General features: G+C 71.4%; 10 protein-coding genes. 1 reads left to right on the forward strand and 9 read right to left on the reverse strand.

Features of this window, described 5'->3' with window-relative positions; genetic code table 11:
- Positions 1-59: 59 nt before the first annotated feature.
- From AB0B35_RS38275 to AB0B35_RS38285, 3 genes are all read right to left on the reverse strand, one after another.
- Positions 60-1,601 (reverse strand): protein kinase, encoded by a 1,542-nt coding sequence (locus AB0B35_RS38275; RefSeq protein WP_361055672.1) that lies wholly within the window; start codon positions 1,599-1,601, stop codon positions 60-62.
- A 57-nt stretch (positions 1,602-1,658) separates the two neighbouring features.
- Positions 1,659-1,856 carry a hypothetical protein gene (locus tag AB0B35_RS38280; RefSeq protein WP_361055674.1) on the reverse strand — a complete coding sequence of 66 codons (198 nt, stop codon included), beginning with the start codon at positions 1,854-1,856 and terminating at the stop codon, positions 1,659-1,661.
- A 149-nt stretch (positions 1,857-2,005) separates the two neighbouring features.
- Positions 2,006-3,433, reverse strand: coding sequence for an RICIN domain-containing protein (locus AB0B35_RS38285; RefSeq protein WP_361055677.1), 1,428 nt, complete (start codon positions 3,431-3,433; stop codon positions 2,006-2,008).
- Positions 3,434-3,711: 278 nt separating this feature from the next.
- Here AB0B35_RS38285 and AB0B35_RS38290 point away from each other — a divergent pair, with 278 nt between their 5' ends.
- Complete coding sequence (locus AB0B35_RS38290) at positions 3,712-4,809, forward strand: substrate-binding domain-containing protein (RefSeq protein ID WP_361055680.1); 1,098 nt, start codon at positions 3,712-3,714, stop codon at positions 4,807-4,809.
- A 65-nt stretch (positions 4,810-4,874) separates the two neighbouring features.
- Here AB0B35_RS38290 and AB0B35_RS38295 read toward each other — a convergent pair whose 3' ends face one another.
- The 6 genes from AB0B35_RS38295 to AB0B35_RS38320 all read right to left on the reverse strand — a co-directional run bounded on the left by AB0B35_RS38295 (position 4,875) and on the right by AB0B35_RS38320 (position 13,957).
- On the reverse strand, positions 4,875-6,275 hold the full coding sequence (locus tag AB0B35_RS38295; protein ID WP_361055683.1) for a family 43 glycosylhydrolase: 1,401 nt from the start codon (positions 6,273-6,275) through the stop codon (positions 4,875-4,877).
- Between the two features lie 60 nt (positions 6,276-6,335).
- Positions 6,336-7,784: a glycoside hydrolase family 43 protein gene (locus AB0B35_RS38300; RefSeq protein WP_361055686.1), complete on the reverse strand. Its 1,449-nt coding sequence runs from the start codon at positions 7,782-7,784 to the stop codon at positions 6,336-6,338.
- Positions 7,785-8,132: 348 nt separating this feature from the next.
- On the reverse strand, positions 8,133-9,044 hold the full coding sequence (locus tag AB0B35_RS38305; RefSeq protein WP_361055689.1) for an ion transporter: 912 nt from the start codon (positions 9,042-9,044) through the stop codon (positions 8,133-8,135).
- 145 nt (positions 9,045-9,189) lie between these two features.
- Positions 9,190-11,979: an AAA family ATPase gene (locus tag AB0B35_RS38310; RefSeq protein WP_361055692.1), complete on the reverse strand. Its 2,790-nt coding sequence runs from the start codon at positions 11,977-11,979 to the stop codon at positions 9,190-9,192.
- Between the two features lie 176 nt (positions 11,980-12,155).
- Positions 12,156-13,478, reverse strand: a complete 1,323-nt coding sequence (locus tag AB0B35_RS38315) for a diguanylate cyclase (RefSeq protein WP_361055695.1) — start codon at positions 13,476-13,478, stop codon at positions 12,156-12,158.
- Entirely contained in the window at positions 13,475-13,957 is a 483-nt protein-coding gene (locus AB0B35_RS38320; RefSeq protein ID WP_360536497.1) for a VOC family protein, read from the reverse strand. The genes AB0B35_RS38315 and AB0B35_RS38320 overlap by 4 nt, the downstream gene beginning before the upstream one ends.
- Between the last annotated feature and the right edge of the window lie 13 nt (positions 13,958-13,970).

The following is a 13,970-nucleotide window of genomic DNA, read 5'->3' on the forward strand; positions in this document are numbered from 1 at the left end:
GCGGGAACCGCACCCACCCCATCGCGGGTGAGGAGCGGACGCCCGAGAAGGGCGCTGTCTCACAACTCCACCGAGTTATGAAACAGGCCGTAGGGCTTCGGCTTCTTCGGCGGCTTCGGTTTGCCGCCGTGCGGCTCGGGTTCGGCGGCGGGGCGGTGCGCTTCCGGGGTCGCCTGGACCGCGGCCGGAGCCGATGCACCACTGATCACGTCCACATTGCTCTGGCAGGCCGTGCCGTCCAGCTCGAACCGGGCGGGCAGGCCGGCCGACGCTCTTGCCGTGCCCGCGAGCGCGACGGCGGACGGGCTGCCCGCGACGAGCGCGGTGCGGCCGGTGACGACCACCCGCGGGCCGTCCTGGCGGACCTCCCCCGCACGGACACCGCCGACCCGCCAGCCGTCGGGGACCGTGAAGGTGAGCTGCCACCGCTGCGGGCGGCGGCCTGACGTGCCGACGGCGAGCGATGCGGTGTACTCGGTTCCGGCCGTGTGTATCTGCAGGCTGACGTGGCATGACTGCGCCGGCGGGGTTGTCTGGGTGGCGTCGGCCACGTCCGGACCCGCGTTCAGCACCAGCACGCCTACCAGGCCGGTGACGGCGAGTGCCCCGGCCGACAGTCCCGCTCGGCGGCGGCGCGGCATGGTCCGCACGGCTGCGGCCACCCGGCCGGCCACGTCGGTGACCGGGTTCGGGTCGCGCCGGGTCAGTTCGGCGGGCAACGCCAGCAGGCGGGTGTGCGTCTGCTCGTCAGCCGCCTGCGCAAGGCGAGGCTCGGGAACGCTCCACTCTGCCAGGCCGGCGACCAGCTCGGCGGCGGTGGGCCGATCGTCGGGGTTCTTGGCGAGGCAGCTCAGGCACAGTTCTCTGATCGCCGGCGGCATGCCTGGCACGGGCGGCAGAACGTCCGGCGGGCTGAACACGTGCTGGCGCAGCCGCCGCGTCGGGGTGGTCGGCTCCCATGGCAGATGGCCCGACAGGCACCGGTACATGACCATGCCGAGCGAGTAGACGTCGCTGGCCGGGGTCACCGCGCTGCGCCCGGTGACCCGTTCCGGTGCGATGTAGTCGACGGTCCCGACCAGTTCGTCCTCCTGGCCGTCGTCGAAGCCGGCCAGGACGCAGATACCGAAGTCGAGCACCTTGACCCCGGCCGCGGTCAGCATGATGTTGGCGGGCGTGACGTCGCGGTGGACGATGCCGCGCGCGTGGGCTGCGGCCAGGGCCGCGGCGACCTGCGCGGTGATCGAGAGGGTGGCCTGCCAGCCGAGGCCGGTGGCGGCCTCTCGCAGCGTCTGCCGCAGGGTGACGCCGTCCACCAGCTCCATGACCAGGTACGGCTGCTCGTGGCCGTCGAGCCGCTGCTGGCCGTAGTCGTAGACGCTGGTGATGCGCGGATGGCTCAGGCCCGCGACGGCGAGCGCCTCGGCCCGCAGCAGGCGCAGGTTGTCCGGCTGCGCGACCAGCCGCGGGGAGAGCATCTTGACCGCGACGGTACGGTGCAGGACCTGGTCGTAGGCGCGCCACACGACCGCCATGCCACCGGCGCCGACAGGCTCGACGAGCCGGTAGCGCCGGCCGAGCACCACGGGTTGATCTGTCACCGCACTGATCTACCCGGCCTCTGGCGGCGTTAACGTCGATCCGGCCGCCAGAGCCGGTCAGCCGAACCGGCCGTCGGCCGACTCGGCCCCGAGGCTGGCCGCCGCCTGGATCTGCCGGGCGTTCACCGAGGCCTCACACGGTGCCGGCTCACCGCAGTTGGCGCAGGACTGGTCCTCCACCGAGACGGGGTGATGGGTGCGCAGGAGCTCAGCGGCCGTGCTGACCACGACACTGTCGGCGTCGAACAGATACACAGGGGCCCCTCGGTCTCAAGCCTGTCGCGTGGCGACTGTTGCCGACCGATAGCCGCCGATCCTGCCGGTTAAACATGTCCACGTCGGAGATGGTGTGGCCGATGCCGGGTCGAGCGCCCGCCGGGCGCGGGCACTCGACCCGGCGTGGATCAGGCGGTGGCCCGGCTCCACTGCTGGTTGTTGCCGGTGCCGCAGGTGTACTGCTGAATGTCGGCCCCGTCGCCGGTGCCGGAGCCGACCACATCGAGGCACTTGCCGCTGTGCCGGGCGACGATCCGGAAATAGCTGCCGATGGCCTGCCACTGCCACTGCTGGTTGGCGCCGCTGCCGCAGGTGTACTGGATGACGTTGGCCCCGTCGGCGGTCGACGCGCTCGCCACGTCCAGGCACTTGCCGCTGTTCTGGTTGACGATGCGGAAGTACCCACTGCCGGCGTCCTGGAACTCCCACTTCTGGTTGCCGCCGCCGTTCCAGGTCCACTGCTTGACCTCGGCGTTGTTGGCCGTCGACTGGTTCACCACGTCGATCACCTTGCCGCTGTTGCGGTTGCTCACCCGGTGGTACGGCGGCGCGACGCCGGTGACGGTGCCCGCGGCCGCGTCGATGGTGACCGACGGATACCAGCTCAGGCTCATCGTCGTGGCGCTCGGGAAGGCGATCGGCAGCCAGACGTACTGGGAGTCGCCGACCGGCCCGCCCCACGCGCCCGCCCAACGGTCCCCCATGTACAGGTAACTGGTCGCGGCGGTGCCCTGGATCGTCAGCACGAACGTCGACTGGGACCGGAACGTCGTCGCGTCGCCGACGTTGGTCCAGCCGCTCCACGGGCCGGTGATGCTCGACGCGGTGGCGTACTTGGCCTGGTTCGGCGACCAGCCGGTCAGCCCCGAGGTGATCAGGAAGTAGGTGCTCCCCCGCTTGAACAGCGCGGGCGCCTCCCGGGCCGCGTCGTTCCAGAAGTTGCCGACCAGAGACCCGATGCCGAGGTAGTCGGCGGTCAGCCGGTAGATGTGCAGGTCACGGTTCTCGTCGGCGGCCGAGAGCATGTACGCCGTGCCGTTGTCGTTGTAGATGGTGATGTCCCGTGACATGTGACCGAGCGGCCGGAAGCTGCCCTGGTAGGTGTAGCTGCCGTCGACGGTGTCCCCGACGGCGACCGCCGCCCTCGCCTCGCCGTAGTCCGAGCCGTTCTCCTTGTGCATCCACATCACGTACTTGCCGGTGGCGGCGTTGTAGATCACCTTCGGGCGCTCGATGTTCGCGACGCCGAGTTCGGCCGCCGACGACTGGGTCAGCACGTTGTTGCGGAACTCCCAGGTGCGCAGGTCGGTGGAGCGGTAGGCGGCCACCGCCTTGAACGTGTTGTCGGCGTTGCGGCTCTCCCCGAACCAGTAGTAGTAAGCGCCGACCTTGAGGACCCCGCCGCCGTGCGCGTGCACGACGTTGCCGCCGGTGTCGGTGAACTGGGTGCCGTTGGTGACGGTGACGGGTGCCGCCTGCGCCGGCGGGACCGCCACGCCCAGCGACGCCACGATCGCGGCCACCGTCAGCGCCGTGAGCCGTCCACTCCTTTTCATCTCGCGTCCTTTCCGTCGGATAGCGGTGACACGTCGGTGACATCTTCGTAATCGGACGGGTCCGGTTTCCCCACAGTTCGGTGGCAGTCGTTCACGGTCGTACACAAACGAACGTCGGCCGCCGCGCGAACTTCGTCGATGTTTTCGGTGAAAGATCTGTTACGGTCAGGACCGCTCGACAAGCTGACAGATGCCGACGAAAGGCACCGGTCAGCGCCGCCTTGTCGCGCACTCCGCCGGGGCGACCCGGGCCGACCCATCCGGCGCGGGAGGCGCCCATGACCACGCAGCGACTCTTCGGCGTCCAGCGGCAGGAACTGCTCCTCGACGAGTTGCGCAGGCACGGCGCCGTGCGGGTGCGCGACCTCGCCCGCGAGCTGGCCGTCAGCGAACTCACCATCCGCCGCGACATCGACGCGCTGGCCAGGCGCAACCTGGTGACGAAGGTGCACGGCGGCGCGACCCTGCCCACCCCGATAAGCCGCGCGAACCGGCCCCGGCAGGCCCGCGACCGGTTCACCATCGGCATGGTCGTGCCGTCGCTCGACTTCTACTGGCCGCTCATCGTCAGCGGGGCGCGCGCGGCCGCGGCCGCCCTCGGAGTGAACCTGCAGCTGCGCGGGTCGAGCTACGAGCCCGACGAGGACCGCCGCCAGATCAGCCGGCTCGTCGAAGCAGGCCAGGTCCAGGGCCTGCTGCTCGCGCCGAGCCTGGACGGCGAGCGGGCGCACGAGATGGTCGACTGGATCGGCCGCCTGCCGGTGCCGACGATCCTGGTGGAGCGCCAGCCCGACCGGTGGACCTCGACGCCGCGGCAGATCGAGTGCGTACGCAGCGATCACTCGCTGGGCATGGAGATGGCCGTGCACCACCTGCACCAGCACGGGCACCGGCGGATCGCGCTGCTGCTGTCCAAGGGCAGCCCCACCTCGGCGTACCTGCTGCAGGGCTGGCGGGTCGCCTGCGCCGACCTGGGCATCTCGGATGCCATCGTGGTGCGCGAGTCGGTCGCGCTGACCACCCCCGGCCACCGGCAGATCATCCACAACGTGCTCGGCGAGTGCCGGCGCGCCCAGGTCACCGCGCTGATCGTGCACAGCGACCCCGACGCGATCTCGGTCGCCCAGTACTGCGCGGAGAAGGGCGTCAGCATCCCCGACGACCTCGCCATGGTCTCCTACGACGACGAGGTGGCCCACCTCGCCGAACCCTCGCTGTCTGCGGTCCGCCCCGCGAAGACGCACGTCGGCCGCGTCGCGGTCGAGCTGATGGTGTCCCGCCTGCTCGACGGCGAACGCCGCCCCTCCCAGCGCGTCCTCATCGCCCCGGAGCTGTTCGTGCGCCGCTCCTCCCTCACCCGCAGCCGCCCCCGCTGAAAAGCGAAGGAAGGGCACCTTCTACAACGCATAGCGATAAGAAGGTGCCCTTCCTTCGCTTTCGGTCAGAGGGTGGGGACGACGGGGGCGATGGTGCCGTCGGTGTTGAAGCGCATCGGGTCGACGGTCACCTCGCGGTTCATGCCGTCGCCGGCGGGGATGGCGAAGCGGTGGTAGGCGATGTACCAGGTGTCGGTGGTCGGGGCCTTGACGACGGAGTGGTGGCCGGGGCCCTTGACGCCGAGGCTGAGGTTCTTGGACAGGATGGTGCCGCGGTGGGTCCACGGCCCGAAGGGGGAGGTCGCGGTCGCGTACTCGACGTGGTAGTTCTCCGAGCGGGTGTCGTCGACCGAGTACGACAGGTAGTAAACGCCGTTGCGTTTGAACGCGAACGGGGCCTCCCGGAAGTTCGGCAGGCTGAACGTCCGCACCTGCGCCGCGTCGAAGGAGATCATGTCCGCGTTGAGGCGCACCCCGTACGCGTAGCCGTTGCCCCAGTACAGGTAGGACTGGCCGTCGTCGTCGGTGAAGACGTGCGGGTCGATCATCTGGCCGCTGCGGAACCCGGCGGCCACCAGCGGCCGCCCGAGCGGGTCGGTGAACGGGCCGGTGGGGCTGGTCGAGGTCGCCACGCCGATGTTGGTGTCGGCGCAGAAGTAGAAGTAGTACCGGCCGTTGCGGTAGGCGATCGTCGGCGCCCAGGCTCGGCTGTCCGACCAGCTGATCTGGGGTCCGAGGTCCAAAACCGTGCCGTGGTCGGTCCAGGTGACCAGGTCGGCGGAGGAGAAAGCCTTGAATCTGGTCGAACTCCAGCCGCTGTAGCCGTCGGTGGTCGGATAGACGTAGTAGCGGCCGTTGAGGTAGGCGATGTTCGGGTCGCCGTACAGGCCCTTGATGACCGGGCTGCGCCGCCCGGCCACCCACGGCGCGGTGACCTGGAACGAGCTGTCCGCCGCGAACGTGCCGGGGTTGGTGGTCGACGGGTCGATCCACAGCTCGTTGTTGCGGTGGCGCAGGTAGCGGCCCGGGAAGTTGGCCGACTCCAGGCGCACCGAACCGGTGGCCGAGCCGTCCCGCACGCAGAAGCTCGCGTCCGCCAGGAACGTGGTGCTGCCGCTGTTGGCCTCCAGCCGGACGCGGTAGTCCCGGTGCCGCAGCCACATGCCGTTGGCCGCCTGGAACGACACGCAGCCCGCGCCGCCGGCCAGCGCGGGCGTGACGGTGAAGGTGGCGTCGCTCTTGGCCAACGCTGAACTGCCCGACGTCACCGCGGCGACGCTGCCGAGGTAGTCGCTGTGCCGAACGTAGGAACCGGGAAGGTTGACCGACTGCAGCGACCGCGCGCCGGTCGGGATCTCGGCGGCCGACGCCGGTTCACCGGCCACCACGGTCAGCGCGGACGCGGCCAGGCATACGGTCAGCGCTCGGGATATCGCCCAGCGCCTGCCATGGGGGGAGGTTGTCACGGGGCCTCGCTCTCGGGAACGGGTGCGCCCCGGACACGGCTGCCCGGGGCACATCACGGATCAGCTGGTGATGAGGCGGAAGGTCGCGTCGGAGCGTTCGGTGGCGGTGCTGATCGGGTCGAGGCGGAGCAGGTAGTTGTAGTGGCGGAGGTAGCGGCTGGTGTTGTTGTAGGACTGGAACGACACCGCCGAGGCGTCGGCCAGCCCGGCGACCTGCCGGAAGGTGGCGTCTGCGGCGAACTGGGCCGAGCCGTCGCCGCGGACCAGGGCGAAGTCGTAGTTGCTGTGCCGCAGGTAGTAGCCCGGGAAGTTCACCGACTCGAACGACACGTAGCCGGAGGCCGCGTTCGCCAGGCCCGGCACGAGCCGCCACTGCGAGTCGGCGAGCGGGCTGACGTTCGGGTCGATGCGCGCGTCGAAGTTGGCGTGGCGCACGTACCGGTCGGTGAAGTTGAACGACTGCACCCGCCGCGCGGTGCCGCTGCCCCACTTGGCGCGCAGGCGGTCGTACTGCGCCTGGGTGATGCCGACGATGGAGCCGTGCCGCTTGTGGCTCGCGCCGAGCGAGTACTCGGAGGCCGCGCGGACCCGGTAGGTGCTGGTGGCGGCAAGGTTGGTCGAGGTCAGCGGAAGGTAGCCGCGACCGCTGGCGTACTGGTCGACCCACAGGCCCCACTCGTTGCGGCCGTTGTACTGGTGCAGGATCGGTCCCTCGACCTGCGCGCCGGTCATACCGAGGTGGGAGATGTCGCCGAGCCTGGTCCAGCCGCTGAGCAGCTGGTTGCTGCCCTCGATCGAGATCTGCCCGTCGCCGGACGCGCGGATGTAGCGGTACCCGCCGACGCTGCCGGGGATCTCCAGGATCTGGGTGTCGATGATGCCCTGGCTGCCGGGCCGGTCGATGTACGGCTGCGCGGCGGTGAAGGTGCGGAAGTCGGTGGTCCGGGAGTACCAGATGCGGGCCTTGTCCACGCCGTTGCGCGGCGAGATGGTCGCCCAGTAGACGAGGTAGTTCCCGGCGGCCGGGTCCCAGATCGCCTCCGGCGCCCATGCGCAGCCCGCACCGCTGATGCCCCCGGCCACGTCGACCAGCCGCGGCGCGGACCAGGTCACCAGGTCGGTGGACTCCCACACGACCAGCGACGTGCTGCCGGCGTGCTGGGCGGCGTCCCAGCCCTTGCCGCTGGCGATGCGCAGGTCGGTGGCGAGCAGGAAGAACCTGTCACCGGCCGGGGAGCGCACGATGCTGGGGTCGCGCACGCCGAGTTCGCCGACGTTGGAGCGCAGCACCGGCTGGGAGTAGTTGAGGTCGGTCCAGCGCAGACCGTCGGTGCTGGTGGAGAAGTAGATCTGCTCACCGCTGGCGCTCTCGCCGGTGAAGTGGGCCATGAGGTACGCCGCGTAGGTCTCGGCGGCGGCCGCGGGCGACGGCAGCACGGTGAGACCGAGGGAAAGCAGCAGGGTGGCGGTGAGTCCGCCGAGCCCGAGCCGCCGCAACCGGTGTGTCATTCGTTCCTCCTCGGAACGTCAGTGCGGGCCTGCTGAACGGGTCCGGACTTCAGCGCACGACGGCATGGCGGCACGCGCCACCGGCATCGCTGCAGTCGGGTGAATCGTCACCGGGCACGGCAGGGCACAACGCGGCAGGCGGCTGTTAACGTTCACACCCGCGCCTCGGTTAGCCTGGTGTCCGCTGAGGATCCAGAGTCGAGCCTGGTCAACTGCAGGTGCGGGCGCGGTGTTTCCCGTACCACACGGGAAGGTTAAGTCCGTGTTAGGAGAATGTTAGCGATAACATTCATGGTGTCAAGACGGTCGATCGATACCCGCGAAAGAATTTCGGTGCCGCGACCGCCGTCAGCGCCGCGCCTGGTCCCGGTCCACCCGCAGGTCGCGCTCCAGCTCGTCGAGCAGAGTGCGCAGATCGTCCAGACGCCTGCCGACCGCGAGTTGGTCGACCTCGCCCGGTTGCGCGTCGCCGCCCGCGGGTGGCGTGAGCGGCTCGGCCTGCTCCAGGCGGCGCGCCTCCTCCATCGAGTTGATGATCACGCCGACCAGGATGTTGACCAGCAGGTTCGCGGTGATGAGCACGTAACTGATGTAGAAGACGAGCGTCCACGGCGACAGCGCCATGCCCTGCTCGATGAGGTCCGGCAGGTTCTCCAGCGACAGCAGCACGAACAGGGTGAGCACCGCGCTGCCGATGGTGCCGTACTGCTCGGGCTGGTGCTCGGCGAAGACCAGCCAGCCGGCCATGCCGTAGACGTAGAGCACGACCACCGCCAGCGCCAGGAAGCCGCCCACGCCCGGCAGGCTGCGCAGCAGCGCGGTGACGATGGTGCGCAGGCCCGGCATGAAGCGCATCAGCCGCACCACCCGCGCGATCCGGATGACCCGCAGGATGGCCGAGTCGCCGTGCAGGCCCGGGACGAACGCCGCGGCGACCACCGCGAGGTCGAAGACGTTCCAGCCGTGCCGGAAGAAGTCCAGCGGACGCCTGCCGTAGCTGAGCAGGCGGATCGCGATCTCGACCACGAACACCGCCCGGAACAGCCACTCCAGCACGGTCAGCCAGCCGGCCGACCGCAGCTCGGGATAGGTCTCCAGGCCGAGGATGACGGCGTTGGCCGCGATCGCCGACACGATCGTGATCTCGAAGCCGCGGGAGGCGGCGACCCTGGCGCACCAGGCCGTGATCCCGGAGGCCGGTGCCGGTGCGGGTGCGACGTCGGCGTCGGCCGACGCGGTGCGTACGAGAAGCTGGCTCATGCCCCGATCCGGGTCGTCGACCGGCGGGTGCACGTCCGGATCGGACGGACCGCACCGGTGAGCGGAAATGACATGGGCGCCACCTTACGGGCAGGCGCCGCGACCGCCTCCGGGGCCCACACCGGCGACCGGCTCGGCCGGTGTGCTAGCCGGTCGCCGCCGCGCGATCCTCCACCGTGGACGCGCTGACCGCGATCTCGACCCGGGAGCGCAGCCCGAGTTTGGCCAGGATGCTGGACACGTGCGACTGTACGGTGCGGGGCGACAGGAACATCTGCGCCGCGATGTCGGGATTGGACCGGCCCTCCGCGACGGCGAGCGCGACCTTGTGCTCGGTGTCGCTCAGGGCGGCCCAGCCGTGCTTCGGGCGGCCGCGCGGACCGCGTACACCCTGCCTGAGCCCTGCCTGCCGCGCGCGGGCGCGGGCCCGGTCGATGTCGCGCTGGGCTTCCAGGTCGGTGTAGAGCGCCACCGCCGCCGCCAGCTCGTCCCGGGCCGGCTGGAGGCGGCCGGCCGCGGCGAGCAGCACGGCCGCGTGCTCGCGGGCGTAGCCCTCGTGCATCGGCCAGCCGGTCTGCGCGAACCACGCCGCCGCGGCCAGCAGCTGCGCAGGGTCTTCGTGCAGCAGCCCGGCGCAGAACGCGGCGGTGCCCTCGACGCTGTCGATGGCCTGCCGGCTCAGCAGATCGGCCGTGGTGTCGGCGAGCACCCGCAGGCGGCCGGTGTCACCCGCTGCGTACGCCAGCCGGGCCAGGTCCGCGCACAGGCGGTAGCCGATGCAGCGAGGGCTGAAGGTCGGCGGCTGCTCCCAGATCGGAAACAGGATGTCGAGGGCCGCGCCAGGACCCGCCTCGTTCTCCTCCGCCAGGGCCTGGGCCCAGCGCAGCGGGGCCGTGAACGGTGCCTCCAGCACCCTGGCGGTCGCCAGTTCGTCCAGTTCCGGATCGAGGGTGCGCGCCTGGCCGCGGTGCATGGCGACCAGTGCGGCAAGGCCCCGCAGCGCCGGGGCCTGATGCATCGGGTCCGGGCAGTCCAGGGCGGCGCGGATCTCGGCCAGCGCGTCGTCCCAGCGTCCGCGCAGGAACAGCACGTTGGCGCGCAGCAGTTGCGCGCTGGTCAGATAGACCCCACCCGTGTCGCGGTTGCGCCGCATGGCGGCGTCGAGAACCAGGTCCAGTTCGGCCGGGCGGTCCAGCGCGAACAGGCACATCGCCCGGACCACGAGCGGGTCCACGATCATCGTGGCGTCGCCGTGGTCGAGCGCGGTCATCGCGTCGGTGTTGAGGTCGAGCGCCTCCAGCACCCGGCTCTGCGAGAACCGGAGCACCGCGAGGGTGTTGTGGCCGTACGCCTGCGCGACGGCGTCGCCGGTCGCCAGGCCGGTGCGCAGCGCATCGCCCGCCAGCCGGTCGGCGGTGTCGAACTCGCCGATCAGCAGCCGGCACACGGCGGCGAAGCCGTACAGGCGGCCGGGGTGCGCCGGCGCCAGCCGGGCCGCGTCCTCACCCGCGGCCGCGGCCTGCTGCAGCCGCCCCTGGCGGAAGTAGCCGTCCATGCGCAGTTCGAGCAGCTGCGTCCGGGTGGCCGGCGACTGGAAGGCGGCGAGCTGGTCGTGCAGGACCTGCTCGGCGTCGTCGGTCTGGCCGGCCCACAGCAGCGCCCGGATCAGCGCGAGGTTCAGGCTGGTCGCGGCCCTGTCGTCGGGGGCCGCGGCCGCGGCGGCACGCAACAGGGTCACCGCCAGGTCCGGGGCGCGTACGGTCAGCTGTGGCGCCGCCGTCATCAGCCACTGCCCGTGTTCGGCATGGTCGAGCTGGGCGAGGTGCTCGGCGATCCGCTCGACGTCGGCGCCCCGGTCCATCAGCGCCTGGGCGGCTCGCTGGTGCAGCACGCCATGCACCGAGGACGGGGCCTGCCGGGCGAGCCCCTGCCGGATCAGATCGTGGCGGAACTGCAGCCCGGTGTCGGTTTCGACGAGCAGTCCCGCGCCGGCCGCCGCGGTGAACGCCTCGGCCAGCTCCAGCACCGGGGTCTCCAACACCGCGGCCAGCAGCGGCAGGTCCACGTTCCCGCCGAGCACGGCGGCGCGCTGCAGCACGGCCTGGGTCTGCGGTGGCAGCGGGCCCAGCCGCGACATGATCATCGCTTGTAGCGATTCCGCGGGGGGCGTCTCGTGGTCGGTCTCCGCCCGCCCCTGGCTGATCCGCAGCGCGCCGTCCCGGGACAGGCCCGCCACCAGCTCGGACAGGTAGAGGGGATGGCCTTGCGCGGCAGCGACCAGGTTTGCCAGCTGCGGCCCGGTCGGCGCGCCGACGGTCGCCTCGACCAGCTCGGCGACCGCCTGCGGGTCCAGCGGCGGCAGGGTCATGCGGTGCGCGCCCTTGGCGGCCATGCTGCGCACCAGCAAGCGCATCGCCTCGCCACGCGGCTCCGGGGCCGCGGCCAGCACCAACAGCAGCGGGTACTGCGCTATGCCGCGGCACAGCCGGTGCAGGACCACGATGCTCTGCGCGTCGGCCCATTGGACGTCGTCGACGAGCACGGCCACCGGACCGGCGGCACACCAGTCGTCGACCAGGTCGAGCATCGCCTCGGTGACGACGAAGTCGTGACCGGCCGCGCCGGGCTGCCGGTCCGCGCCCTCGCCCCGCAGCAGCGCCGCGACCCGGGCCTGGTTCGCCTGGCCCCCGGTCGTCAGCACGTCCAGGCACGCCCCGGCGACCGCGAACGGCAGGTCCGTTTCCAGCTGCTCGCCCGTCGCGCGCAGCACCCGCATCCCCAACCGGTCGCAGTATGCCGCGACCACGTCCAGCAGCGCCGACTTGCCGATGCCGGCCTCGCCCTCGACCAAGGTCGCTGAGCCCCGGCCGGCGACGGCCTCCTCGGCCGCTGCCTGCAGCGACAGCACCTGCGGCTCACGGCCGAACAACGTCATCGGCACACCCCGATTCACCGTGCGGCCCCGTTGACCATCACGGATCCGCGTTTCGTGACGACAGCACACGAACGGCGCGGAAACCGGCGTCCAGGCCCGGGCAGGCTGCGGGCGACGCAGGTGACCCGCCGGTAACCAGCGTACGGCGATCGGCCGGGCTGCGCCGGTGTGCCGGGTCAAGCGGTGGGCGGGCTGTGCACGCGGTCGCGGCCGGCCCGTTTGGCGGCGTAGAGCGCGACGTCGGCGCGGCGTACCAGCTCCTCGCCGGTCAGGCCGTCCTCGGGATACGTGACCACGCCCAGGCTCGCCGTGACCCGGACCGTGTGGCCCTGGAACTCGATCGGGGTGTGCGACAGTGCCGCCCGCACCCGCTCGGCGGTGCGCAGGGCCGCGTCGCGGCCGGTGTCGGGCAGCAGCACCGCGAACTCCTCCCCGCCGTGCCGGCCGGCCAGATCGGTGGAGCGCACCTGCCCCTGGAGGATCTTGCCGACTTCACGCAGCACCAGATCACCGGCGAGGTGCCCGTACTCGTCGTTGACCGCCTTGAAATGGTCGAGGTCCAGCAGGATCAGCGAGAACGGCGCCCCGCGAAGGCGGGCGTGGTCCAGCTCGCGAGCCATGCCGGCGCGCAGCGCGCGGCGGTTGGGCAGCCCGGTCAGCGGGTCGGTCGTGGCCAGGTCGACCAGCTCCGCTCTGCGCTGCGCGATGCGTCCGGCCATCGTGTTCAGCGCCTCGGCCAGTTCCCGCAGCTCACCGCGGGAGTTCACCTCCGCCCGGATGGCGTAGTCGCCCTCGGCGTACCTGGCAGCCGCCTGCGTGAGGCGGCGGACATCATGGACCAGGCCGCGCGAGAACACCCAGCCCACCCCGAGCGCCACCACCATGCCGGTCAGACCCGCCCCGATCGTCAGCCGGCGGCTGTGCGCACCGGCGGACAGCACCTGCTCGTGAAGATCGGTGTAGTCGAGCAGCAGGGCCCCGACGATGCCGTCGTCGGGACCACGGATCGGGACGACCATCACCTTGACCGCCGATCCCCCGTCCCCGCGGCTGACGTTGCGGATCAGCCCGTCGCGCAGCGTGGCGGCGATCTGGCCGTCGGGGTCGGCGCGCAGCCCCGGCGTCCCGGCGGGCATCGTGTCGGCGAGGCTGCCGCGCCGCAGGTCGACGATCTCCACCTCGCCGCCGGTCTGGCGTTTGAGGTTGTCGAGGTAGGGCTGCACGGCGGCGGGGTCGAGCTGGCTACGGCCCTGCGCACCGTCGCCTATGTTCGCGGCGATCACCCCGGCCAGCTGCTGGGCCTCGGCCTGGGCGTCCCGCGCGGCCGCGATGCGCTGCTCGCGTTCGGCGATCAGGCCGATCAGCGGCAGCAGCGAGCCGACCAGCAGGAACGCCACCGCCAGCCGCGGGCCGACCCGGGTCGGCCAGGCGAGCTCGTGCCATCGCCGCCGGAGTTGCGGAAACCCGCGTCGTTCCCACCAGGTGTGCCGCCCGGTCACCGCCCCGGTGCCCGCTCCTTGACCTCCTGCATCAGCCATCCGTTGCCGTCCGGGTCGGTGAACGTGGCGAACGAGGCGTAACTGCGGCCATCGGGGGCCCGGCCGTCCACCCGCTCCGGGAAGCCGTTGTCATAGGTGTTGTGGAACACCGGGCTCACCTCGACTCCCCTGCCGAGCAGATCCGCGCGGGCCCGGTCGAGGTCGTCGACGACGAGGTAGGTGCCCTGGACCGTGCCCGGCGCTGCCGGGGTGAGCCCCCGGCCCAGATGGACCGAACACGCCGACCCGGGCGGCGTCAGCTGCACGATCCGGAACCTCGGCCCGGCCTCGTAATCCGCGTCGAGACGCCAGCCCAGGCCGCGGTAGAAGTTCAGGGCGCGGTCGACGTCGGCCACCGGGAGGACGACGACCTCGACCTTCATGTCCACGGCCGGCGGGACGACGGCGTCGGTCGGCCGGTCTGGCTGCGCGCTGTTCATGCTGACCTCCTGT

The sequence above is a fragment of the Catellatospora sp. NPDC049133 genome, from assembly GCF_040648455.1.
Classification (GTDB): domain Bacteria; phylum Actinomycetota; class Actinomycetes; order Mycobacteriales; family Micromonosporaceae; genus Catellatospora; species Catellatospora aurea.

What these genes read in the sequence shown, in the direction of transcription:
- AB0B35_RS38310 (WP_361055692.1), bottom strand. Translation starts at nt 11,979, where the DNA reads ATGACGTTGTTCGGCCGTGAGCCGCAGGTGCTGTCGCTGCAGGCAGCG.
- AB0B35_RS38290 (WP_361055680.1), top strand. Translation starts at nt 3,712, where the DNA reads ATGACCACGCAGCGACTCTTCGGCGTCCAGCGGCAGGAACTGCTCCTC.
- AB0B35_RS38300 (WP_361055686.1), bottom strand. Translation starts at nt 7,784, where the DNA reads ATGACACACCGGTTGCGGCGGCTCGGGCTCGGCGGACTCACCGCCACC.
- AB0B35_RS38285 (WP_361055677.1), bottom strand. Translation starts at nt 3,433, where the DNA reads ATGAAAAGGAGTGGACGGCTCACGGCGCTGACGGTGGCCGCGATCGTG.
- AB0B35_RS38320 (WP_360536497.1), bottom strand. Translation starts at nt 13,957, where the DNA reads ATGAACAGCGCGCAGCCAGACCGGCCGACCGACGCCGTCGTCCCGCCG.
- AB0B35_RS38305 (WP_361055689.1), bottom strand. Translation starts at nt 9,044, where the DNA reads ATGAGCCAGCTTCTCGTACGCACCGCGTCGGCCGACGCCGACGTCGCA.